Source organism: Micromonospora inyonensis, assembly GCF_900091415.1.
Lineage (GTDB): Bacteria > Actinomycetota > Actinomycetes > Mycobacteriales > Micromonosporaceae > Micromonospora > Micromonospora inyonensis.
The window spans coordinates 844673-866735 of sequence record NZ_FMHU01000001.1 but is presented as its reverse complement, the minus strand read 5'-3'; the positions used below and the strand labels follow the sequence as shown (position 1 = coordinate 866735).

Genomic DNA, 22063 nt, shown 5'->3' with positions numbered 1-22063 from the left:
CCGCGAACCCGGGGCCGGCGTATCGCCTCGCCTCAGGAACGGCCGAGCCGCTCCAGGGCGCCCCGGGCGACCTCCGGGCGGGTGGTGTACCAGAACGGTGGCAGCGAACGGCGGAGGAAGGACCCGTACCCACGGGCCGTCTCCAACCGGGAGTCCAGCACGGCGACCACGCCCCGGTCACCGGTGGAGCGGATCAGCCGCCCGACGCCCTGGGCCAGCCGGATCGCGGCGATCGGCACGCTGACCGACGCGAAGCCGGACCCGCCCCCGGCGTCCACCGCCGCCGCCCGAGCCGCCGCGAGCGGTTCGTCCGGTCGGGGGAACGGCAGCCGGTCGATCACCACGAGCTGACAGGCGTCGCCCGGCACGTCCACCCCCTGCCAGAGCGACATCACCCCGAACAGGCAGCTGGACCGCTCCTCCTTGAACCGGCGTACCAGCAGGGGTAGGGACTCCTCACCCTGGAGCAGGACCGGCAGGTCGGTGCGGGCCCGCAGCAGCTCCGCCGCCTGCTGCGCGGCCCGTCGCGACGAGAAGAGCCCAAGGGTACGCCCACCGAGCGCGCCGACCAGCGCGAGCAGTTCCTCGCCGGCCGCCTCGGGCAGGCCGGAGACGCTGGGCCGGGGCAGGTGCGCGGCCACGTAGAGGATGCCCTGGCGGGCGTAGTCGAAGGGGGATCCCACGTCGAGCGACCGCCAGCCCGGCCCCTCGGTCGCCGGTTCGGCGGTGGCCGACGGGGCGTCCGCCGGGGCCCCCGCCCGGCCCGGAGCCGACCGGTCGGGCCGCTGGGTGGCGGTGGCCAGGGCGCTGGCCGCCGCCGACGGCGCGGTGGCCGGCGGGGCCTCCAGCCCGAGCGCCCGGGCCACCGTGTCGAACCGCCCGCCCAGGGTCAGGGTGGCCGAGGTGGCGACGACGGTGCGCTCCTCGTACAGGTGGGTGGCGAGGGTGCCGGCGACGGAGAGCGGCGCGACCACCAGGGCCCGCCGGTTGCCGTTCTCCGGCTTCTCCACCCAGGCCACGTCGTGGTCGGCCTCCTCCAGTAGCCGCTGCGCGGTGGTGGAGAGTTCGTCCAGCACCGCCTTGGCCTGCTGCTTGCGCACCGGGTCCGGGTCGTCGGCCTTGACGTCGCCGATCGCGTCCAGGGCGGCCCGGGTCGCCGCGTCCAGCAGGGTGCACGCCTCGCGCAGCGGCCCCGGCAGCCCGTTGGTGATCCGCCCCGCGGGTGCCTCGGTCAGCGCCACCGCCAGTGCGTCGCCGGCCTCGCCGAGCGCCTCGGCGGCCTCCGGCTTGAGGAGCGGCCGGGCCCGCCGGGCGGCCCGGTCGATCAGCTCGGGCACCAGCTCGGCCTGGGCCGCCGAGGAGACCCGGTCGGCCAGCTCGTGGGCCTCGTCCACGATCAGCAGCTTGTGCGGCGGCACGATGTGCCGCCCGGCCAGCATGTCCACCGCGAGCAGGCTGTGGTTGGTCACCACGATGTCCGCCTCCCGGGCCCGCGCCCGCGAGGCCTCGGCAAAGCACTCCGCGCCGAACGAACAACGGGAGGCGCCGACGCACTCCCGCGCCGGCATCGACACCAGCCGCCACGCCTGGTCGTCCACGCCCGGGTCGAGTTCGTCGCGGTCGCCGGTGTCGGTCTCCATCGCCCAGTCCCGCAGCCGCTGGATCTGCTTGCCGAGCCGCCCCGCCTCACCGAGCCAGCGGGTGCCACCGGAGCCCGCCGCCGGGGCGTCGAAGAGGGTGTCCACCGGCTCGTCCTCACTGGAGCTGTCCAGCCGCGCCAGGCAGAGGTAGTGGTGCCGTCCCTTGAGGACGGCGAAGGTCGGCTGGCGACCGAGCAGCGGCTCGACCGCCTCGGCGAGCCGGGGCAGGTCACGTTCGACGAGCTGCGACTGGAGGGCCAGGGTGGCGGTGGAGACCACCACCGGCCCGTCCACGGTCAGCGCCGGGGCGAGGTAGCCCAGGGACTTGCCGGTGCCGGTGCCGGCCTGCACCAGCAGGTGCTCCCGGGCGGCGACGCACTCCTCGATCGCGGTGACCATCTGCTGCTGCCCGGGCCGGGCCGACCCGCCGGGCACCGCGCCCACGGCCGCTTCGAGCAGCTCCGCGCCGCTCGGCCGGGCCCCCCGGCGCCGGGTGCGGGAGCTGGCGGAACTGGTGGCGGCGCGCGGCGGAGTCACCGTGCGACCGTACCCGTACCCGACGACACGGTTCGCGTCGATGACCTCGTGTCAGAGGTCACCGTCCGGAATCGGTCAGTGTCGGCGGGTTCCTTCCGTGGAGCGTCTCTTGGGGGGTACGGGATAGGCTGCCATTCATGGCGAGCGACGTTGTCCGTGTGATCTACCGGAAGTACGACGGCAGCGCCCACCGCGACTACCCGGCCCGGCGGCTCGCCGAGGACGACCTGGGCGTATGGCTCGGCGTCACCGCCGGCACCGCCTCGATCTACCACGGTCGCCCGTCGGTGGAGCAGATCCCCTTCGTCCTGCTGGTGCCGCACCACGCCTGGTGGACGGGGATGTTCAACCCGCCGCCGCGGACCAGCGAGGTCTACTGCGACATCGCCAGCCCGGCCCGGTGGGAGGGCACCGACACGGTCCACCTGGTCGACCTCGACCTGGACGTGGTGCGGCGGCGGGCCACCGGCCTGGTCGAGCTGCGCGACGAGGACGAGTTCGCCGAGCACCGGGTCCGGTTCGGCTACCCGGAGGACGTGGTGACGGCGGCGGAGGCCGCCGCACGCTGGCTGTTCGGGGCGCTGGGGGACGGCACCGAGCCGTTCGCCACGTCGTACCGCAAGTGGCTGGCCCTGGTGGTCTGAGCCGTCACAGCGGGGGCAAGGCGGTCAGCTTATCCGGGTTGAGCTGGTTGAACAGCCCGGTGATCCGACCCTCGTGTACGGCGAACGAGATCACTGTGCGGATCGTCCGGCCGTCGGAGTAGGGAACCTCGCCGTACAGGCCCACGGTGCCGTCGACCAGGACCGGCCGGAACCGCGTCCGGCCCGCGTACCGGCCGTCCGGGCCGAAGACGCCGAGCACGAAGCGGGCCACCGCGTCCGCGCCGAGGATCGGCCGCCGGGCCGCCGGGAAGTGGCCGCCGCTGTCGCCGACCAGCACCACGTCGGGCGCGAGCACCCGGAGCAGGCCGGCCAGCTCGCCGGACTCACTGGCGGCGAGGAACGCCTCGACCAGCCGGCGCTGTTCGGCCCGGTCGGCCCGGTGCCGTGGTACGCCGTCCGCGTCGACCGCCCGCCGCGCCCGGGACGCGAGCTGCCGGGCGGCGGCCGGGGTGGTCCCGAGCACCTCCGCGACCGCCTCGAACGGCACGGCGAAGACGTCGTGCAGCACCAGGGCCACCCGCTGCTCCGGGGTGAGCCGTTCCAGGACCACCAGCAGGGCGGTGCCGACCTGGTCGGCGCGGGTGACCCGCTCGACCGGGTCGGGTGCGAAGCCGTCGGCGAGCGGGGTCACCACGGGCTCGGGCAACCACTGCCCCGGGTAGGTCTCCCGCCGGTGCCGGGCGGAGCGGAGCACGTCCAGGCAGATCCGGGCGCAGACCGTGGTCAGCCAGGCGGGCAGCTCGTGGATCTGCGCGCGGGCGGCCGGGTCGGCGAGCGCGGCGGCGCACCGCAGCCAGGTCTCCTGGACGGCGTCCTCGGCCTCGGCGCGGCTGCCGAGCATCCGGTGCGCCAGCGCCGTCAGCCGTGCCCGTTCCGCCTCGAAACCGGTCGCCAGGTCGTCCACGTCGCCTCCTCGTCCCCGTCCGTCCCCACCCTGCCGTACCGGTGCCGCTCGCGGTCCGCCCGGGTGGCCGGCAACCGTACCGGCCGGGTCGTACGGGTGGCGGAGACGGCGCTCGACGGGCGGGCGGCGGCGGCCTGGGTGATGATCGCAGGATGAGCGCACCCGAAGTGTCCGACATCGTCCCTCCGGCCGGCGGTGCGATCCGGCAGCGGCTCCGGGTGGCGCCCGGTGGCGCCTCCCCGGTCGATCTCGCCGCGATCGATCCGCGCGCCACACCCGGCCTGCCCGGTCCCACGGTGACCGGTCCGGACCGCAAGTCGTGGTGCCGGGCGCAGGTGCGGCTGGTCGGCGCGGAGCTGGCGCGACAGCAGGAGATGCTCTTCGCCTCGGTCAAGGCCGACCCGGCCGACGACCGCCGGGTGCTGCTGGTGCTCCAGGCGATGGACTGCGGCGGCAAGGACGGCACGGTGAAGCGGGTGGCCGGCGCGATGAACCCGCTCGGGCTGCGGATCACCTCCTTCGGGCCGCCGACCGACGAGGAGTTGCAGCACCGCTTCCTGTGGCGGATCCGCCGGGCCCTGCCGCCCGCCGGACACGTCGGGATCTTCAACCGGTCGCACTACGAGGACGTGCTGATCGGCCGGGTCGAGACGCTGGCCCCGGAGGAGATCCTGCGGCAGCGCTACGACGAGATCAACGCCTTCGAGCAGGAGTCGGTCGCCGAGGGGGTGACCCTGGTCAAGGTGATGCTGCACATCTCGAAGGACGAGCAGCGTGAGCGACTGCTCCAGCGGCTGACCGACCCGAGCAAGCACTGGAAGTACGATCCCGCCGACACCGACGCCCGCGCCCGCTGGGACGACTACCAGGCCGCGTACGCCGAGGCGCTGACCCGCTGCGCGACCGACGCCGCCCCCTGGTACGTCGTCCCGGCGGACCGGAAGTGGTACCGCGACTGGGCGGTGGCCCATCTGTTACGTGAGACGTTCGCCACGCTCGACCTGGGGTATCCGCCGCCGACCGTCGATCTCGCGCGTGAGCGGGCGCGACTGCTGTCCGGGTGGGCGGATGAAGGTGAACGGCAGGTGAACGATGCATGAATGACGTCCGACCGGGGTGGGCCGGCATTTTCCGGCTCCTGAACCTTCCCTAGCATGCGCTGGGCAGTGCCTTTCCCCGGGCGCCCGTCACCCTTCCATCGACACGACGAGGTCCGTGCTGTGAAGTTTTCCTTCCGCCCTTCCGAGGGCGCCTTCTACGAGCTCTTCACCAGGGCCGCGCAGAACCTGGTGCGGGGTACGGAGCTGCTCAACGAGCTGGCCCTGCCGGGCGTCGACGTCCAGTCGGTCAGTGAGCGCCTGACCGAGGTGGAGCACGACAGCGACCAGATCACCCACGATCTGTACAAAAAGATCAACTCCACCTTCATCACCCCCTTCGACCGGGAGGACATCTACCGCCTCGGGTCGCTGCTGGACGACGTGATGGACCACCTGGAGGCGGTCGGCAACCTGCTCTACCTGTACGGCCTCACCAAACTGCCGTCGCTGCCGCGCGAGATGCACGAGCTGGTCAACGTCCTCGACCAGCAGGCCCGGCTGACCGCCGACGCGATGCCCCGACTCAAGTCGATGAAGGACCTCGAGGACTACTGGATCGAGTGCAACCGGCTGGAGAACGACGGCGACCAGGCGTACCGGATGCTGCTGGTCCGCCTCTTCTCCGGCGAGTACGACGCGCTGACCGTGCTGAAGATGAAGGAGGTCGCCGACGAGCTGGAGGCCGCCTGCGACGCCTTCGAGCACGTGGCCAACACCGTCGAGACCATCGCGGTCAAGGAGTCCTGATCCTGTGACTCCCGAACTCATCGCCGTGCTGGCGGTGATCGCGGTGGCCCTGGCGTTCGACTACACCAACGGCTTCCACGACGCCGCCAACGCGATCGCGACCAGCATCTCCACCCGGGCGCTGACACCCCGGGTCGCCCTGGCCATGGCCGCGGTCGGCAACTTCATCGGCGCCCACTTCGGCGCCGAGGTGGCCAAGACCGTCGGCAGCGGCCTGGTCAAGCTCCCCACCGGTACGGCCAGTCTCGGCATCGTCTTCGCCGGGGTGATCGGCGCGATCACCTGGAACCTGATCACCTGGTACTTCGGGCTCCCGTCGTCCTCCTCGCACGCGCTCATCGGTGGCCTGGTCGGCTCGACCATCGCCGCCTCCGGCACGGTGCTCTGGAGCGGCATCGGCGAGAGCGTGATCATCCCGATGGTGCTCTCCCCGATGATCGGCTTCCTGCTCGGCTACATCGTGATGATCGCGGTGCAGTGGATCTTCCGGAAGGGGCACCCGGGCAAGCTGAACCGGGGCTTCCGCTGGGCACAGACCGCCTCCGCCGCCGCGATGTCGGTCGGGCACGGCATGCAGGACGCCGCCAAGACCATCGGCATCGTGGTGCTCGCCCTCTACGTCGGTGGATACCAGGACGACCCCGGCTTCATCCCCGAGTGGGCGTTCTGGACGTCGGCGGCGGTGCTCGCCGCCGGTACGTACGCCGGTGGTTGGCGGATCATCCGTACCCTCGGTCGGAAGATCATCGACCTGAAGCCGCCGGAGGGCTTCGCCGCCGAGACCGTCGCCAGCGGCGTGCTCTACTTCAACGCCCTGGTGCTCGGCGCCCCGATCTCCACCACCCACACCATCACCTCGGCGATCATGGGTGTCGGCGCGACCAAGCGGCTCTCCGCCGTCCGCTGGGGCGTGGCCGGCAACATCGTCGGCGCCTGGATCCTCACCTTCCCGGCCGCCGGCAGCATCGGCGCCCTCATGTACTTCCTGGCCCGCCCCCTCTTCAGCTGAGGCCGCCGGGCACGGCTCGGGTGCTGCGACGCACGGCTCGGGTGTCTGCAGGGGCCCCTTCCTATCGCATTTTGATGAGGAGGGGGCCCCTGCAACCACCCGAGGAGGCTACGACCGGCCCGGATACACCACGCCGATCTGGGCGCGGACGTCGTCCAGCAGGCCCATCACCTCGAGCGTGGTCGCGTGCGGCACCAGCGGGCTCTCCAACAGCCCCTCGGCCAGGCAGCGCTGCACCTCGATCGCCTCGTACTGGTAGCCGTTGCCGACCAGCTCGGTGCGGATCGTCTCCGGCTCCCGACCGGACCGGTGCAGGGTCAGCGAGTCGGGACGGAAGAACAGCGACGGCAGCTCGATCCGGCCGGTGGTGCCGGTGATCGAAGCGGTCACCGCGCTCGCTCCGAGCAGACCGCAACTCAGCGTGGCGACCGCCCCGGAGTCGTACCCGAGGACGATGCCGGTGTTCTCGTCCACGCCCTCGGGACTGATCTTCGCCCAGGAGCGCACGTGGTCGGGCGCGCCGAGCAGCAGGTGCGCCAGGCTGACCGGGTAGATACCCACGTCCAGCAGAGCGCCGCCACCGAGCGCCAGGGCGCGCAGCCGGCTCTCCGGCGGGAACGGCCCCTCCATGCTGAAGTCGGCCCGGAGCCCGGTGACCGTACCGATCGCCCCCTCGGCGACCAGCTCCGCCATCCGCAGGATCAGCGGGTTGCACCGCATCCACATGGCCTCCATCAGGAAGACGCCACGGGAGCGCGCGGTCTCGACCAGTTCGGTGCTGTCCGCCAGGTCGAGGGTGAACGGCTTCTCCACCAGCACCGCGCGACCGGCGTCCAGGCAGGCCAGAGTCGCCTGGTGGTGCGCGGCGTGCGGCGTGGCGACGTACACCACGTCCAGGTCGGGATCGGCGGCCAGCTCCGCCCAGGAGCCGTACGCCCGGGCGACGCCGTGCTTCGCGGCGAAGCGCTCGGCGCCCTCGGCGGTGCGTGAGCCGACGGCGACCAGCTCGGCGTCCGGCACCAGCGTGAGGTCCTCGGCGAAGCGGGCGGCGATGTTTCCGGTGGCCAGGATGCCCCAACGTGTCATGCGACGGGACGCTAGCGCAGATCGGCCCCGGGCAGCACCGTCGATCCGTCCGCCGGGACGACGGCGCCCGCCCAGGCGGGGCGCTGGGGGTTTGGTGGTAGCAGGGGTCCCCTGCTACCGCTTTTTGAGGAGGAGGGGTCCCCTGCTACCACCCAGCGGTGGTCGTCGGGGCCGCGCGCGGGGAACTAGGCTCGCGCCATGACGATCGACAGCGGCAGCTTTCCCGCCCCGGCCGTGCTGGTCGAGCACGCCCGCCGGTTCCGCGCCGAGGGTGGCACCCCGGCGGTGCCCCGGGTTGCGGCCACCGTGCTGCTGCTGCGTCCGGCCACCGACGGCTTCCAGGTGTACGTGATCCGCCGGGTCGCCGCGATGGCCTTCGGCGGGGTGTACGCCTTCCCCGGCGGCGGCGTGGACCCGTCGGACGCGCAGGCGCACCCGGGCTGGGCCGGCCCCGACCCCGACGAGTGGGGCGGGCGGCTGGGGGTCGCGTCGGAGGCGGCCCAGGCGGTGGTCTGCGCCGCCGCCCGCGAGGCATTCGAGGAGGCGGGAGTGCTGCTCGCCGGCCCGGATCCGGCGACGGTGGTCGGGGACGTCAGCGGCGACGACTGGGAGGCTGCCCGGGTCGATCTGGAGAAGCGGCGGACGCACTTCGCCGAGTTCCTGACCGGCCGGGGGCTGACGCTGCGGTCGGATCTGCTGCTGCCGTGGAGCCGGTGGATCACTCCGGAGTTCGAGCCGCGCCGCTTCGACACGTACTTCTTCGTGGCCCTGTTGCCGGAGGGGCAGCGGACCCGGGACGTCTCGGGGGAGGCGGACCACACGATGTGGGTCCGCCCGGCGGACGCGCTGCGCCGGGCGGCGGCGGGGGAGTTGACCATGCTGCCGCCGACGCTGCTCACGTTGGAGCAGGTGGCGGCGGCCGGGGACCTGGACGGTGTGGCCCGTGCCGCAGCGGGTCGGGACGCCGCCACGCCGGTCACGCCCCGCCTGGCCGACCTCGACGGCGACACGCCCTACTTCACGCTGGACTGACGGGCGGGGACGAGCCGTACCGGCGGAGGCGGGCGCGGCCCAGCTGGCCGCTGCCCGGCCGGGGGCGGCAGGCGACTCCGGGTGCCGCCGTTGCCCGGCGCCGCCGCGCTCAGTGAGGGGGCATGGGACTCTCCCGCGACCTGCCGTGGGCGCGGACCGCGTCGGCGATGGCGACGCCCAGCAGGACGGCCAGGGCGGCGACGGTCGCCGTCAGCAGTGGCAGCCGGACCAGGATCGGGCTCATCGCGGCCAGGACGAGAATGCCGATGATCCGGGCGGGGGACACCCGCCCGAAGATGTCGTACTCGAAGCGGGCCCGGCCGGCCAGGAACAGCGCCGGTCCGCCGAGGACGGCGGCGAGCCACACCGGGTTCGCCATGTCGTACGGGTGGTCGATGACGAGTCCGTAGCCGACCGCGGTGGCGACGACGCCGACCACCATCGTCAGATGGGTGACGAATCCGTACGCGACGAGGCGGGCCGGCTGGGTGGCGGTGGCGACGGCGCTCTTCAACACCGTTCCCGCACGGTAGAAGTAGATGCGCCAGAGCAACGCCGTGGTGATGAAGGCGCATCCGAACGCCACCGTTCGTCCCGCACCGAACGGGTTGCTGCTGAAGGCCAGCCCGCTCAGCAGGATCGACTCGCCGAGGGCGATGATGAAGAACTGGCGGTAGCGGTCGGCCAGGTACTCGCCGACCAGGTCCCAGTCGTGGATGCGGCTGCGGCCCAGTCTCGGCGTGGGCCAGCCGAGGACCAGTCCGACGTACTCGATGGTCAGCCCGAGCGTCCACAGCCCGCCCCGGGCGAGGCCGGTGGGAGCGACCGCCCCGGCGATCCACGGCACGGCGGCGACCACGGACCAACAGAGGATCCGCGCCGGGATCGGCGGTGGGACGAGGGTCTGGTGGACGGGCCTGCGCTGAAAGAGCGCCAACGCCAGGGGACGGCCGACCTGGATCGCCACGTACGCGCCGACGAAGTAGCCGCCGTGCCCGTCGTACGCCGCTGGTGCCGAGACTCCCATCACGACGCTGCCGAAGGCGATGCAGAAGATCACCGCCTGGATCTCCGGGCACCGCGGGTCGAACCTGCTCGCCGACAACGCCGCGAAGAACCACACCAGCCACATGGCCAGGAACAGCAGCAGCACCTCGCCGACCCCGGGCAGGACGAGGTGCTGCTCGTCGGTCAGGTGGTGGATGGCCTCTTCGGCGATCCGGTTGAGCGCGAAGACGAAGACCAGGTCCAGGAGCAGATCCAGGATCGTGGACTCGTGTGGCCCCTCGCCCCCGCGCAGCGGCGTGCCCTGTCTAGGCGTCATCGGCCGCCCGTTCTGTCCGTCTTGTAACTTTCATGATAGGCGGGTCGGCTCGACCCGTCAGGTGGGCTCCTGGGAACGCTGGCACCGTGGTCGACCTGGCGGCGTGGTCCTGTGGACGGGGCAGCTCCGAAGGACGCGTGAGCCGCACCCTCCCGGCCCCACCGTTGCCGTCGTACCGCGTCGACTGGCTTTCCTGCCGACGGCGGGGGATGGTGGTCAGGACTGACGAATCGGCGGCCGGTACCCACCGGTCGACGACGAGCCTGGCGGGGGGAGAGAGCGATGGGTAGCCACCTGGAGCAGCTCGACCGGCTCTCCGGGCTCCTCGCCACGGTGAGCCGGGACGCGGCGGGCACCATCGGCCGGGCCAGTGTTGCCCTGCTCGACATCGACCCGGACCGGGCGCGGGCGGTGCTGGCCGAGGTCGCCGAGCGGGCGGCCACCCACCGCCGGATCGACGAGCTGGTGCCGCTGGCCCTCGTCCGGCAGCAGCCGGTCGCCTCCGATCTGCGGCTGGTGCTGTCCGCGCTGCGGATGAACACCGAACTGCACCGGATGGACGCGCTCGCCGCGCACATCGCGAAGCTCGTGCTCGCCCGCCACCCGGCACCCGTGGTCCCGCCGCCGGTCCGTCCGCTGATCGGCGCGATGGCGGAGACCACCGCGCGGATCGCCGACAAGGCCGCCCTGGTCCTGGTCACCCGGGACCGGCTCGACGCGATCCAGCTCGGCCTGGACGACGACGAACTCGACGTGCAGTACGAGCGGCTCTTCACGGTGCTCACCGACGCCTGGCCGTACGGGGTGCAGGCGGCGATCGACGTGGCGATGCTCGGGCGGTACTACGAACGCTTCGCCGACCACGCGGTCAACGTCGCCCGCCGGGTGGCGTACCTGGTCGGCGGCGACATGGCGCGCGGCGTCCTCTGACGACCACGGGTCGCGCCGGTGGTCGGGCGGCCGGACGCAGACGCCTCGATTCGTTCACATAGCGGACAACCGCGCCTCGGTCGACGGCAACATTCTCCTGGCGACCTGTTCACCTTCGGTTAACCAAGCTCCGGGGAACCGGCTACCTGGCCCGCTTAGCGTCGGCAGCGGTCAGGCCCCGAGAGGTCCGGCCCAACCCCAAGAGAGAGGCAATTCTGAGGTGAACCGCAACGTGCTCTCCCGGCGCGTCCTTGCCGGCGTCGCGCTCGCCGCGCTGGCTCTCACCGGCTGTGGCTCCAGCGACAACGACAACGACACCCCCGCCGCCGCCGGCAAGAGCGGCGGAAGCGAGTACGCGAGCCTTTCCGGTGAGCTGAAGGCCTCGGGTGCCAGTTTCCCGGACGCCTACTACCAGGAGGTCATCACCTCCTTCAAGGATGTCGCCCCGGACGTCACGGTCAACTACAACGCGACCGGCTCGGGCACCGGCAAGAAGCAGTTCGGGCAGAACCTGGTCGACTTCGCCGGCAGTGACAGCCTGGTGAAGGAGAGCGACGGGGTCGCCGCCGGCTCCTTCCTCTACGTGCCGACCGTCGCCGCCCCGATCACCGTCAGCTACAACCTGAAGGGCGTGGACAAGCTCCAGCTCAGCCCGGAGACGCTGGCCAAGATCTTCCAGGCCGACATCAAGACCTGGAACGACCCGGCGATCGCCACCGACAACCCCGGCGTGACCCTGCCGAACACCCCGATCACCGTCGCGCACCGCTCGGACGGCTCGGGCACCACCAACAACTTCACCAAGTACCTGGACGCCGCCGCCAAGGGCGTCTGGAAGCTCGGCAGCGGTGACACCGTGGCCTGGCCGTCGACCACCCAGGGCGGCGAGAAGAACACCGGTGTGGCCCAGATCGTCAAGCAGGCCAACGGCGGCATCGGCTACGTCGACCTGAGCGACGCCAAGGCCAGCCAGCTCACGTTCGCCGCGATCAAGAACAAGGACGGCCAGTTCGTCGTTCCCTCGCTGGAGGGCACGACCGCCGGCCTGGAGGGCGCGGAGATCAGGGAGGACCTGAGCTACAACCCGCTCAACGCCGCCGGCGCCGCCGCGTACCCGATCACCGCCCCGACCTACATCCTGGTGAAGACCAAGTACGACGACGCCAAGAAGGCCGAGCTGGTCAAGGGCTTCGTGAAGTACATCCTGACCGACGGCCAGGAGCTGGCCAAGGACGTCGACTTCGCGCCGCTGCCCACCTCGCTCAAGGACAAGGCGCTCGCCCAGCTCGACAAGATCCAGGGCTGATCCGAGCCGAGAAACGCACCGTCCACGCCGGGACGGGACCGGAACCCCGGTCCCGTCCCGCCGGGGTAGCCGCGCCGCCACTGGAGTTGAAGGTGACCATCACAGAGAACAAACCCGACACCCGGCCGACCCTGACGCCACAGCGGGGCGGCCTTCTCGCCGATCGCGCGTTCTCCTGGTGGACGCTCGGCACCGGTCTGCTCGTCCTGGCCATCCTCGCGCTCATCCTGGTGACCACGGTGCGGGAGGCCTGGCCGGCGTTCGCCGAGATGGGTTTCCGCTACGTCACCGAGGACACCTGGGACCCGAACCCGGGGGCCGGTGAGGCCGTCTTCGGCGCGCTGGCCTTCATGTACGGCACCGCGATCTCCTCGCTGATCGCGCTGGTCGTCGCCGTGCCGGTGTCGATCGGCATCGCGCTGTTCATCACCGAGCTGGCGCACCGCCGGCTGCGCGGCGCCGCGATCACCGTCATCGACCTGCTGGCCGCCGTACCGTCGGTGGTCTTCGGCCTGTGGGGCATCCTGGTCCTGGCACCCAAGCTGGTGCCGTTCTACCAGTGGCTGCACGACGTGTTCGGTGGCGTCCCGGTGCTCGGCAGTGTCTTCGGCGAGGCGGCCAGCGGCCGGAACTTCATGACCGCCGGCCTGATCCTGGCGATCATGGTCACCCCGATCATCACCTCGATCTGCCGTGAGGTCTTCGGCACCGTCCCGCAGGCCGACAAGGACGCCGCCCTGGCGCTCGGCGCGACCCGCTGGGAGATGATCCGGGGCGCGGTCTTCCCGCACAGCTTCGGCGGCATCGTCGGCGCGGTCATGCTCGGCCTGGGTCGCGCGATGGGCGAGACCATCGCCGTCGCGCTGGTCATCGGTGGAGCCACCAACATCTCCGCGAACCTCTTCGAGCCGGGCAACACCATGGCCGCCGTGATCGTGCAGCAGTTCGGCGAGTCCACCGGCACCTTCACCGCCGCTCTGATCGGGCTCGGCGTCGTCCTGTTCGCGATGACCGTCGCGATCAACCTCACCGCCCAGGCGATCGTCCGCCGGGCGGAGGCCCGCATGAGGGGAGGCGTGGCGTGACCGCCACCGTCGAGCCGGCCACCCGCACCCCGGTCGTCCCCGACCTGTCGGGGCGTGCCCTGTCCACCCGCCGCCGGATCGTCAACCACCTGGCCAGCGGCGGTATCTACCTGGCGGTGCTGCTCGCCGTGGTGCCGCTGGGTCTGGTCGCCTGGACGGTGATCAGCCGGGGCAGCGGGGTGATGAGCCTCGACTTCCTCACCGAGGACATTCCGAACTCGTATCGGCGCTCCGGGCCCGGCATGGGCCCGGCCATCGTCGGCACCCTGATCATCACCGGCATGGCGTCGCTGATGGCGATCCCGCTCGGGGTCTTCGGCGCGATCTACCTCAACGAGTACGGCAAGCAGAAGCCGCTCGCCCGGATCATCCGGATCATGGCGGACGTGATGACCGGCGTGCCGTCGATCGTCATGGGTCTGTTCATCTACATCGGCTGGGTGCTGCTGGTCGGCGAGCAGTCCGGCTTCGCCGGTGCGCTCGCGCTGGCCTGCCTGATGCTCCCCGTGGTGATCCGCAGCAGCGAGGAGATGCTCCGGCTCGTCCCGGACGAGCTGCGCCAGGCGAGCCTGGCGCTGGGCGCGCGTAAGTGGCGGACCATCCTCACCGTCGTGCTGCCCGCCGCGATCTCCGGCATCACCAGCGGCTCGCTGCTCGCGGTGGCCCGCGCCGCCGGGGAGACCGCGCCGATCATCATCGTCACCGGCATCACCTTCGCGAACAATCCGAACCTCTTCGAGGGCACGAACACCGCCCTGCCCGCGCAGATCTTCCGCAACGCCAGCCAGCCCTTCGTCGGTGCCCAGGACCGGGCCTGGGGGGCGGCTCTCACCCTGATCGTGATCGTCGTCCTGTTCACGGTCGTCGCCCGTCTCATCGCCAACCGCTTCGCCCTGAAGGAGCGCTGAACCATGGCCCAGCACCGCACCGTGAGCGACCACCGTCCGTCCGTCGCCATCAGCGCGCCCGGCGAGGGCTGGGGCGACGCCGGCCCGCACGCCGCCGGGGACACCACCGTCATGGAGCTGCGCGACGTCAGCGTCCACTACGGCAGCTACGAGGCCGTCCGGGGCACCACGATCCCGATCCGGCAGAACCAGATCACCGCGATGATCGGGCCGTCCGGCTGCGGCAAGTCGACCATCCTGCGTTCGCTGAACCGGATGAACGACCTGATCCCCGGTGCCCGGGTGACCGGCTCGGTGACGTACCACGGCCAGGACATCTACGCCAAGGGCGTCGACCCGATCCAGGTGCGCCGCCGGATCGGCATGGTCTTCCAGAAGCCCAACCCGTTCCCGAAGTCCATCTACGACAACGTGGCCTACGGGCTGCGGATCAACGGGATCAAGGGCAACCTCGACGACCAGGTCGAGGAGGCGCTGACCGGCGCGGCCCTCTGGGACGAGGTGAAGGACAAGCTCCGCAAGAGCGGCCTGGCCCTCTCCGGCGGCCAGCAGCAGCGGCTCTGCATCGCCCGGACGATTGCGGTGAAGCCGGACGTGATCCTGATGGACGAGCCCTGCTCGGCCCTCGACCCGATCGCGACCAGCAAGATCGAGGACCTGATGTACGAGCTGTCGAAGTCGTACACGATCGTCATCGTCACCCACAACATGCAGCAGGCCGCCCGGGTCAGCCACTACACGGCCTTCTTCACCGCCGAGGTGGACGAGCAGCAGGTGCGGCACGGCCGGCTGGTGGAGTTCGACCAGACCTCGAAGATCTTCACCAACCCGGGTGACAAGCGGACCGAGGACTACATCACCGGACGTTTCGGCTGACCGGCACCGTGCCGACCCGGGCTCCCCGGGCCGTCGGCCGGAACCGTCGATCCGAAGGAAGGTGATGTGGTCACTCACGACGTCGGCGCGGACCTCGTGCACATCGCCGTTCCGGTCGCGTACGTGCGCCACGTCGCCGCGCTCCTGGCGGAGCTGGACCGGCAGGGCGGCGACGTCCGCCTGCCGGCCCGGCCACCCGCCCGGCCGGCACCACCGGAACTCGCCGGCAAGTGGTCCGTGGCGGATCTGCGGCGGTTCGCGACCGGACGGTCGAAGAGTCACGACACCGTGCTCAAGGTCCTCGACCTACTCGCCGTGCGCCCCGGCGAGTGGTTCTCGGCGGAGGCGATCTGCGTGGAGGTGGGCGTCTCCCGGCACCGGTTCGGCGGCGCGCTGGCCGGGATGACCCGGATGCTCCGCGCCCACCCGACCTTCCGGGAACTCGGGCCGCCGATGAACCGGTACGTCACCGGCAGCCTCGACGACCGGGCCGGCACCTTCTACTGGATGACGTCGGAGCAGGCCGGGCAGTGGAAGCTGGCCCGAGCCGGCGAAGCGGTCAGGCCCGGTGGTAGTTGACGTGCGCGCACCAGTGGGCGAAACCGAGCCGCAGGTAGAGCGCCACCGCCGCGGTGTTCGACTCGTCCACGTAGAGCATCACCCGGTCCAGGCCCCGCCGCTCGCGCAGGTATGCCAGACCGGCGGCGGTGAGCACCCGGCCCAGCCCGCCCCGGTGCGCCGTCGGGTCCACCCCGAGCACGTAGACCTCCCCGATGGGGGTCGAGCCCGCCCGCTGGTGGACCTTGGTCCAGTGGAAACCGAGCAGGCGCCCGGTCGACTCCTCGACGGCGAGCAGGAAACCGGCCGGGTCGAACCACGGCTCGGCGAGGCGGAGCCGGAGGTCGTCGGCGGTCCACCGGCCCTGCTCGGGGTGGTCGGCGAAGGCCCGCGCGTTGAGCGCCAGCCAGGCGTCGTCGTCCGAGCCGGGTTGGAAGGCGCGTAGCGCCACCCCGTCGGGAAGCTGCGGTGCGGACGGCGACCCGGTCAGCGACCGGCGCATCTGCCACAGCACCCGGGCACGGACGAAGGCGAGGTCGACGGCGAGTGCCGCAGCGGCCGGATGGTCGCCGTGCGCCCAGGCCCGGACCGCCGCCCGGCCGACCGGGGCCGCCGCGTCCGCCTCGGACAGAGCCGCCGTGGCGAGCGTCCGGCCCAGTCCGCGCCGCCGGTACGCCGGGTGCACCACCAGGTCGAGGCCGGTCCCCTCGGCCGGCGCGGTGACGTCGAGGTGTGCGTACCCGACGAGCAGCCCCTCGGGCGTCCGCGCGGTCAGGTGCACGGCGGCGGCCTGCGGATCCCGCAGCCGGAGCAGCACCGCCTCGTCGAGCGGTTCCGCGCCGTCGGCGTCCCCGGCAATCCGTGCCAATGCCAGCACGTCGGCGATCCCGGTCGCGTCCAGTCGCACGTTCCGGTCCACCCGCGCGGTCGTCACCGCGTCACCCCGCACCCCGTCTGCCACCCCGCCACGGTAACGGTTCCTGCTCTCGCCCTCCGCCCCCGGCGGTAGGAGGGGCCCCCTGTTACCGCTTTTTGTCGAGGAAGGGCCCCCTGCAAACACCAAGCCCATGCCCAAGCCCAACCACCAACCACCAAGCCCCGGCGGGTTACAGGTCGGGGGGCAGGGCTACGACCTGGAAGCGGCTGGTGAGGTTGGGCAGGATCCGGTACAGCGCGTCCACGGTGCCCTGCCGGTCGCCCCCCGCGTCGTGCAGCAGCACGATCGAGCCGGGCACCGTGCCGGCGGTGACCGTGTCGGCGATGCTGGCCGCGCCCGGCTTCCGCCAGTCCGCCGGGTCGACCGTCCAGTGCAGCGACACCATGCCGAGGCTCCGGGCCACCGACACCACCGGGTACGTCCAGGCGCCGCCGGGCTGCCGGAAGTACGCGATCCGCGCCCCCGGCACAGCCGCCCGGATCGCCTCGTTGGTGCGCAGCAGGTCGGCCTGGATCGACTGGTACGAGCGGCTGCCGAGCAGCACGTCGTGGTTCCACGAGTGGTTGCAGAGGGTGTGCCCCTCGGCGGCGATCGCGCGTACCAGGTCGGGGTGGGCCCGCGCGTTCTCGCCCACCAGGCAGAAGGTCGCCGTCACCCCGTACGCGCGCAGTGCCGCGAGCGCCTGCGGGGTGTAGTCCGGGTCCGGTCCGTCGTCGAAGGTGAGCGCCACCTGCCCGGTGCCGGTGGTCGCCCGGGTGCCGTAGGGGCCGCCCTCGTCGGTGCCGTCGGGTGGTGGCTCGTCCACCGGCACCGTCGGGCCGGGGGTGCGTTGCGGAGGCACGTTGGTCGCGGGTGGCTGGTCGGCGACGTGCGGCTGGTCGCTCGGTGCGGTGACGTCCGGGGTGTCCACCGGCCCGATCAGGCTGCGTCCGAGGGCGTACGCCGAGCCGAGCAAGGCGGCGACCACCAGCACCACGATCCCCAGGGTGCGGGGCGGCGACACGGCGGGCATCAGGCGCCCCGGCCGGTCGGTGCGTCGGGACGACCCGACGGGCGGGGCGGGTTGCGCCCATCGGCGCAGGTGTCGACGACGACGCCACCTGTCGCTCGTACGGTCGTCGTGCGCACCCGTCGCCCCCTTCTTCGGCTGGTCCGCCAGTCACACTAGGACCGGCCAACCGAACAAGAGGGCTATTTGTCTACTAACCCCTAAAAGGGGGGAATATCGGTCATGCGGGCAAGGGTGCGTGCTCGGCGTCCGGCAGCGAACGCGACGGCGGGACGACGAACTTGTAGCCCACCTGGCGGACGGTGCCGATCATCGACTCGTACTCCGAGCCGAGCTTGGCGCGCAGTCGCCGGACGTGCACGTCGACCGTGCGGGTGCCGCCGAAGTAGTCGTATCCCCAGACCTCGCGCAGGAGCTGGTCGCGGGTGAACACGCGACCCGGGTGCTGGGCGAGGAACTTCAACAGCTCGAACTCCTTGTAGGTCAGGTCGAGCGGGCGTCCCTTGAGCTTGGCCGCGTAGGTGTCCGGGTCGATGGTCAGCTCGCCCGCCCGGATCGAACCCCCGGTTCCGGCGGTGGCGTTCCTCAACCGGCCGACCACCAGCCGCAGCCGGGCCTCGACCTCGGCCGGGCCTGCGGTGGCGAGGATGACGTCGTCGACCCCCCAGTCGGCGTTGAGCGCGATCAGCCCGGCCTCGGTGACCACCGCGACCAGCGGCACCCCCAGGCCGGTGGCGTGCAGCATCCGGCAGGTCGCCCGGGCCTCGCTCAGCTCGGTACGGGCGTCCACCAGGACCGCGTCCGGGCTCGGCCCGGCGACCAGGGTCCGCACGTCGCGCGGCGCGGTACGGACCGAGTGGGGCAGTAGGTCAAGTGCCGGCAGTACGGCGGATGGTTCACCTGCGCGTGCGGTCACCAGCAGCAGGATCTCCACACGATCACCTCCGTCCCGGCGGCGGTCAGCCGCAGGCGACCAGCGACGGCACCCAGGGCGGGGCGCGGCGCTGAGAACTCGTGGTCCCGGCGTCGCTGGCGGGCGGGTCAGGGCTCGAGCCTAACCGATCGCCCGTGGTCAGCCCCTGAGTCGTTTCCCCTTTGCCGGGGATGCCCACACTTGCGGCACAGGTTTTAACGTCCGTGAAACGGCGTCCGCCCCGCACGTGGTCGGGTCTGGCACGATCGTGTCGTGTTTGCCTCCGCGTCTCCCGCCGCCGGTCCCGACCCCTGGTCCGACGACGGCCCACCGGCCGGTTTCCCCCCGCCGCGGGTCGGGCCGGGCCTCGACGACCTGGTCGGCCCGCGCAAGCGGCGCGGCCCCCGCCGCTTCCGGCCCGGCGATCCGTTGGCACGTCGCCCGGACGACGAGGCCGACGACGAGATCGACGAGGAGGAGATCGAGCCGGTCGAGATCGACAAGCGGCTCTCGCTGACCATCGCCGGCTTCGCCGTGCTGCTCGGGCTCGGCCTGGTCCTCGCCGCGCAGACCTCCGGCCCCGGCCACCGGCTGCCCTTCGCCATCGTGATCTTCGGCGTGCAGCTCCTCTTCGTTCTGGCCTGGACGATGGCGACCCGTCCGCCGGCCCTGCTGGTGGTCGCCCTGGTCGGCGCGGCCACCGCCGGGGTGGCCGACACCGTCGCGCTACAGACGGCTGAAGCCCGGCTGATCCCGCTGCTCTACGTCGCCGCAGGCAATCTGGTGGTCGCCCTGCTCGGCCAGCTCGTCCGTCGGGTCGACCGGCGGCGGCTCACCGACTCGTTCGGCACCACCCTGCTCATCGTGGCCGGCGTGGCCGGTTTCGCCACCCTGTTGCCACTGAGCCGGATCCCGGCCGGCACCCAGACCATCACGGTCAGCCTCACCGCCACCGCGCTGGCGCTCACCGTGGCGCGGATCACCGACGCGGTGCTGCCCTGGCCCCGGCTCGCGCCCCAGGTGCCCCGGGGCGCGGCCGGCGTGGTGATCGGCGCGATGCTCGGCACCCTGGCCGGCAGCGTGCTCGGCAGCTTCCTGGTCGGCTTCACCCCGACCAGCGGCGCACTGGTCGGCCTGGTCACCGCGGCCACCGCCGTGCTGGCCGACCTCGCCGTCGGGTACGCCGAGGCGGGCCGGCTGATGGCCGGCGAGCCGCCCACCTTCTGGATCGCACGGCACATGCAGGGACCGCTCGGCGGCATCGCCCTCGCCGCACCGGCCGCCTATCTGGTGTGCGTACTGTTCCTCTGACCCGCGTCCTCTGCCGCACGGTTGAGGCGTGGGCCCATCGGGTACCACCGGTGTGCCCCCGAGGCGACACCGGACGTGAGAGTGGAGGCGGCGTGACCGAGGCCCACCCGGCTTACGACGAACGGCCCCGTCGGCGGGGCCGCAAGGTCCTCATCGGACTGCTGGTCCTGCTCCTGATACTGGTCGGACTGGTCGTGGTGGCCGACCGGATCGCCGCCGGGGTCGCCGAGGACGCCATCGCCGACCAGGTCCGCCAGGAACTGACCCAGCAGGACGCCAGCGCGCAACCGCCGAAGGTCGAGGTCGGTGGCTTCCCCTTCCTCACCCAGGTGCTCGGCGGGAAGTACGAGCGGATCACCATCCGGCTGCGCGACGTCCAGGGCACGGTCGAGGGCAACTCGGTCAACCTGCCGGAACTCGACGTGGACGCCCGGGGCGTCACCGCGTCGCTGGACACCATCCGCTCCGGTCAGGGTGACGTGGTGGCCGAGCGGGTCGACGGCACCGGAACGGTCAGCTACGACAGCCTGGCGGCGTTCCTCGACCGGCCCGGTCTCAAGCTCGGCGAGAAGGACGGCAAGCTGGCGGTCACCGCGCCGGTGGACATCCTCGGGCAGAAGCTGACGGTGACCGGAAACGCCGAGGTCAGCGTCAGCGAACAGGGCAAGGTGGCGCTGCGCTTCAGCGACCTGGACGCCGAGGGCCTGCCGAACGTGCCGATGGCCCGGGTCCTGCTCAACAACTACGCGCGCAGCATCTCGATCGACGTTCCCCTGCCCGACCTGCCGTTCCAGCTCACCGTGCGGGAGGTCCGACCGCTGCCGGAGGGGCTCGCGGTCACCGCCGACGCCCGGGACGTACCGATCAGTTCGGTCGGCTGAGTCGCCGCGCCGTGGCCGGTGCGGCCGGCCACGGCGGCCGTTGCCCGCGCCGCGCCGCGGCCGGCGGGGCCGGAAGGATCGCCGGGTGTGGTGCGAACCACGCCCGGAACGCCTGCTCAGGCGTCCCGGATGCTGGTCGGGCCGGTGGCGGGGCATGGGAACGCTGGTAGGCTCCCAGGTCATGGGGACGCTCCTCACCAAACGGCGCGCGGTCGACCTGTGCCGCGTGGCCACCTGCCTGTGTCGCTCCGTCATCTGACGGCGGAGCTGCAACCGGCTGTGTAGCGGCCACCGGCGGGTTTCCCTCCTCACCCCCGGTTCTCCTCGTTCGCCCGGCAGTGGCGCCGTCGCATCCAACCCGAGATCCGTCCATCCTGGGTCCCGCGCGCGGTGCGGCAGACACCGACCTTTCCCCGCGCGTCGACTCACCCGCAACCCTCACCAGGGAGTGATCCGATGAGTCGCGACACCGCGCTCGTCTCGGCCGAATGGGCCGAGAAGAACATCGACGCCCCGGGCGTCGTCTTCGTCGAGGTAGACGAGGACACCTCGGCGTACGACACCGGCCACATCGCCGGGGCGATCAAGCTCGACTGGAGGACCGACCTCCAGGACCCGGTCCGCCGGGACTTCGTCAACAAGAGCCAGTTCGAGGCGCTGCTCTCCGAGCGGGGCATCGCCAACGACGACACCGTCATCCTGTACGGCGGCAACAACAACTGGTTCGCCGCCTACGCGTACTGGTACTTCAAGCTCTACGGCCACGGCGACGTCAAGCTGCTCGACGGCGGTCGCAAGAAGTGGGAGCTGGACGCCCGGCCGCTGGTGACCGACAAGGTCGAGCGCCCGAAGACCCAGTACGTCGCGCAGGAGCCGGACAACTCCATCCGGGCCTTCCGCGACGAGATCGTGCCCGCGATCGGCACCAAGAACCTGGTCGACGTGCGCAGCCCCGACGAGTTCGCCGGCCGGCTGCTCGCCCCCGCCCACCTGCCGCAGGAGCAGGCGCAGCGGGCCGGGCACGTGCCCACCGCGATCAGCGTCCCGTGGTCGAAGGCGGCCAACGAGGACGGCACCTTCAAGTCCGACGACGAGCTGCGCAAGATCTACGCCGCCGCCGGGCTGGACGACGGCAAGGAGACCATCGCCTACTGCCGCATCGGCGAGCGCTCCTCGCACACCTGGTTCGTGCTGCAGGAGCTGCTCGGCCACCGCAACGTGAAGAACTACGACGGATCCTGGACCGAGTACGGCTCGCTGGTCGGCGTGCCGGTCGCGCTCGGCGACGAGCCCGGGGAGGCCTGA

The 22063-nt window shown here is 71.9% G+C and carries 22 protein-coding genes; 15 read left to right on the top strand and 7 right to left on the bottom strand.

Translation table 11 applies throughout. The features are described 5' to 3' along the window. Nucleotides 1-32: 32 nt before the first annotated feature. Nucleotides 33-2177 carry an ATP-dependent DNA helicase gene (locus tag GA0074694_RS03840; RefSeq protein ID WP_091452503.1) on the bottom strand — a complete coding sequence of 715 codons (2145 nt, stop codon included), beginning with the start codon at nucleotides 2175-2177 and terminating at the stop codon, nucleotides 33-35. Nucleotides 2178-2314: 137 nt separating this feature from the next. On the opposite strand from GA0074694_RS03840, the gene GA0074694_RS03835 reads away from it, so the two are divergent. Continuing rightward, nucleotides 2315-2821 carry a DUF402 domain-containing protein gene (locus GA0074694_RS03835; protein ID WP_091452500.1) on the top strand — a complete coding sequence of 169 codons (507 nt, stop codon included), beginning with the start codon at nucleotides 2315-2317 and terminating at the stop codon, nucleotides 2819-2821. A 4-nt stretch (nucleotides 2822-2825) separates the two neighbouring features. Here GA0074694_RS03835 and sigJ read toward each other — a convergent pair whose 3' ends face one another. After that, the gene (gene sigJ, locus GA0074694_RS03830; RefSeq protein ID WP_091452497.1) at nucleotides 2826-3746 is read right to left on the bottom strand and encodes an RNA polymerase sigma factor SigJ; all 921 of its coding nucleotides are present in this window, start codon (nucleotides 3744-3746) and stop codon (nucleotides 2826-2828) included. A 152-nt stretch (nucleotides 3747-3898) separates the two neighbouring features. On the opposite strand from sigJ, the gene GA0074694_RS03825 reads away from it, so the two are divergent. The 3 genes from GA0074694_RS03825 to GA0074694_RS03815 all read left to right on the top strand — a co-directional run bounded on the left by GA0074694_RS03825 (nucleotide 3899) and on the right by GA0074694_RS03815 (nucleotide 6602). Beyond that, nucleotides 3899-4846, top strand: coding sequence for a PPK2 family polyphosphate kinase (locus GA0074694_RS03825; protein WP_176737764.1), 948 nt, complete (start codon nucleotides 3899-3901; stop codon nucleotides 4844-4846). A 120-nt stretch (nucleotides 4847-4966) separates the two neighbouring features. Beyond that, entirely contained in the window at nucleotides 4967-5593 is a 627-nt protein-coding gene (locus tag GA0074694_RS03820) for a DUF47 domain-containing protein (RefSeq protein ID WP_091452489.1), read from the top strand. Nucleotides 5594-5597: 4 nt separating this feature from the next. Beyond that, entirely contained in the window at nucleotides 5598-6602 is a 1005-nt protein-coding gene (locus GA0074694_RS03815; RefSeq protein ID WP_091452486.1) for an inorganic phosphate transporter, read from the top strand. 108 nt (nucleotides 6603-6710) lie between these two features. Here GA0074694_RS03815 and GA0074694_RS03810 read toward each other — a convergent pair whose 3' ends face one another. Beyond that, entirely contained in the window at nucleotides 6711-7688 is a 978-nt protein-coding gene (locus tag GA0074694_RS03810) for a Gfo/Idh/MocA family protein (protein ID WP_091452484.1), read from the bottom strand. A 198-nt stretch (nucleotides 7689-7886) separates the two neighbouring features. Between GA0074694_RS03810 and GA0074694_RS03805 the strand changes: the two genes are divergently transcribed. Continuing rightward, the gene (locus GA0074694_RS03805) at nucleotides 7887-8720 is read left to right on the top strand and encodes an NUDIX hydrolase (protein ID WP_091452481.1); all 834 of its coding nucleotides are present in this window, start codon (nucleotides 7887-7889) and stop codon (nucleotides 8718-8720) included. Between the two features lie 109 nt (nucleotides 8721-8829). Here the strand turns inward: GA0074694_RS03805 and GA0074694_RS03800 are convergent, their stop codons facing one another. Then, nucleotides 8830-10044 (bottom strand): low temperature requirement protein A, encoded by a 1215-nt coding sequence (locus tag GA0074694_RS03800; protein WP_091452478.1) that lies wholly within the window; start codon nucleotides 10042-10044, stop codon nucleotides 8830-8832. A 282-nt stretch (nucleotides 10045-10326) separates the two neighbouring features. On the opposite strand from GA0074694_RS03800, the gene GA0074694_RS03795 reads away from it, so the two are divergent. The 6 genes from GA0074694_RS03795 to GA0074694_RS03770 all read left to right on the top strand — a co-directional run bounded on the left by GA0074694_RS03795 (nucleotide 10327) and on the right by GA0074694_RS03770 (nucleotide 15728). Further along, nucleotides 10327-10974 (top strand): phosphate signaling complex PhoU family protein, encoded by a 648-nt coding sequence (locus GA0074694_RS03795; protein WP_091452474.1) that lies wholly within the window; start codon nucleotides 10327-10329, stop codon nucleotides 10972-10974. Between the two features lie 220 nt (nucleotides 10975-11194). Beyond that, entirely contained in the window at nucleotides 11195-12280 is a 1086-nt protein-coding gene (gene pstS / locus GA0074694_RS03790) for a phosphate ABC transporter substrate-binding protein PstS (RefSeq protein WP_091452471.1), read from the top strand. Between the two features lie 92 nt (nucleotides 12281-12372). After that, entirely contained in the window at nucleotides 12373-13365 is a 993-nt protein-coding gene (gene pstC, locus GA0074694_RS03785) for a phosphate ABC transporter permease subunit PstC (protein WP_245714534.1), read from the top strand. Then, nucleotides 13362-14273: a phosphate ABC transporter permease PstA gene (gene pstA / locus GA0074694_RS03780; RefSeq protein WP_091452464.1), complete on the top strand. Its 912-nt coding sequence runs from the start codon at nucleotides 13362-13364 to the stop codon at nucleotides 14271-14273. Before pstC ends, pstA begins: the two co-directional genes overlap by 4 nt. Nucleotides 14274-14384: 111 nt before the next feature. Then, entirely contained in the window at nucleotides 14385-15149 is a 765-nt protein-coding gene (gene pstB / locus GA0074694_RS03775) for a phosphate ABC transporter ATP-binding protein PstB (RefSeq protein WP_232625059.1), read from the top strand. Nucleotides 15150-15215: 66 nt separating this feature from the next. Further along, nucleotides 15216-15728, top strand: coding sequence for a hypothetical protein (locus GA0074694_RS03770; RefSeq protein ID WP_091452456.1), 513 nt, complete (start codon nucleotides 15216-15218; stop codon nucleotides 15726-15728). On the opposite strand, the gene mshD is transcribed toward GA0074694_RS03770, so the two are convergent. The 3 genes from mshD to GA0074694_RS03755 all read right to left on the bottom strand — a co-directional run bounded on the left by mshD (nucleotide 15709) and on the right by GA0074694_RS03755 (nucleotide 18587). After that, nucleotides 15709-16656 carry a mycothiol synthase gene (gene mshD / locus GA0074694_RS03765; RefSeq protein ID WP_425413600.1) on the bottom strand — a complete coding sequence of 316 codons (948 nt, stop codon included), beginning with the start codon at nucleotides 16654-16656 and terminating at the stop codon, nucleotides 15709-15711. The two genes, GA0074694_RS03770 and mshD, sit on opposite strands and share 20 nt — an antisense overlap. 157 nt (nucleotides 16657-16813) lie before the next feature. Beyond that, nucleotides 16814-17656: a polysaccharide deacetylase family protein gene (locus tag GA0074694_RS03760; protein ID WP_091452447.1), complete on the bottom strand. Its 843-nt coding sequence runs from the start codon at nucleotides 17654-17656 to the stop codon at nucleotides 16814-16816. A gap of 217 nt (nucleotides 17657-17873) precedes the next feature. Then, nucleotides 17874-18587 (bottom strand): winged helix-turn-helix transcriptional regulator, encoded by a 714-nt coding sequence (locus GA0074694_RS03755; protein WP_091452444.1) that lies wholly within the window; start codon nucleotides 18585-18587, stop codon nucleotides 17874-17876. Between the two features lie 252 nt (nucleotides 18588-18839). Between GA0074694_RS03755 and GA0074694_RS03750 the strand changes: the two genes are divergently transcribed. The 4 genes from GA0074694_RS03750 (at nucleotide 18840) to GA0074694_RS03740 (ending at nucleotide 22063) form a co-directional block, all read left to right on the top strand. Further along, nucleotides 18840-19877 (top strand): hypothetical protein, encoded by a 1038-nt coding sequence (locus tag GA0074694_RS03750; RefSeq protein ID WP_091452442.1) that lies wholly within the window; start codon nucleotides 18840-18842, stop codon nucleotides 19875-19877. A 92-nt stretch (nucleotides 19878-19969) separates the two neighbouring features. Continuing rightward, nucleotides 19970-20758 carry an LmeA family phospholipid-binding protein gene (locus GA0074694_RS03745; protein WP_091452439.1) on the top strand — a complete coding sequence of 263 codons (789 nt, stop codon included), beginning with the start codon at nucleotides 19970-19972 and terminating at the stop codon, nucleotides 20756-20758. Nucleotides 20759-20912: 154 nt separating this feature from the next. Further along, nucleotides 20913-21017, top strand: a complete 105-nt coding sequence (locus tag GA0074694_RS33875) for an Ms5788A family Cys-rich leader peptide (RefSeq protein WP_342670916.1) — start codon at nucleotides 20913-20915, stop codon at nucleotides 21015-21017. Between the two features lie 197 nt (nucleotides 21018-21214). Then, nucleotides 21215-22063, top strand: a complete 849-nt coding sequence (locus GA0074694_RS03740) for a sulfurtransferase (RefSeq protein WP_091452436.1) — start codon at nucleotides 21215-21217, stop codon at nucleotides 22061-22063.

What these genes read in the sequence shown, in the direction of transcription:
- GA0074694_RS03825 (WP_176737764.1), top strand. Translation starts at nt 3,899, where the DNA reads ATGAGCGCACCCGAAGTGTCCGACATCGTCCCTCCGGCCGGCGGTGCG.
- GA0074694_RS03740 (WP_091452436.1), top strand. Translation starts at nt 21,215, where the DNA reads ATGAGTCGCGACACCGCGCTCGTCTCGGCCGAATGGGCCGAGAAGAAC.
- GA0074694_RS03800 (WP_091452478.1), bottom strand. Translation starts at nt 10,044, where the DNA reads ATGACGCCTAGACAGGGCACGCCGCTGCGCGGGGGCGAGGGGCCACAC.
- GA0074694_RS03810 (WP_091452484.1), bottom strand. Translation starts at nt 7,688, where the DNA reads ATGACACGTTGGGGCATCCTGGCCACCGGAAACATCGCCGCCCGCTTC.
- GA0074694_RS33875 (WP_342670916.1), top strand. Translation starts at nt 20,913, where the DNA reads ATGGGAACGCTGGTAGGCTCCCAGGTCATGGGGACGCTCCTCACCAAA.
- pstB (WP_232625059.1), top strand. Translation starts at nt 14,385, where the DNA reads ATGGAGCTGCGCGACGTCAGCGTCCACTACGGCAGCTACGAGGCCGTC.
- GA0074694_RS03760 (WP_091452447.1), bottom strand. Translation starts at nt 17,656, where the DNA reads ATGCCCGCCGTGTCGCCGCCCCGCACCCTGGGGATCGTGGTGCTGGTG.
- GA0074694_RS03835 (WP_091452500.1), top strand. Translation starts at nt 2,315, where the DNA reads ATGGCGAGCGACGTTGTCCGTGTGATCTACCGGAAGTACGACGGCAGC.
- GA0074694_RS03795 (WP_091452474.1), top strand. Translation starts at nt 10,327, where the DNA reads ATGGGTAGCCACCTGGAGCAGCTCGACCGGCTCTCCGGGCTCCTCGCC.
- GA0074694_RS03805 (WP_091452481.1), top strand. Translation starts at nt 7,887, where the DNA reads ATGACGATCGACAGCGGCAGCTTTCCCGCCCCGGCCGTGCTGGTCGAG.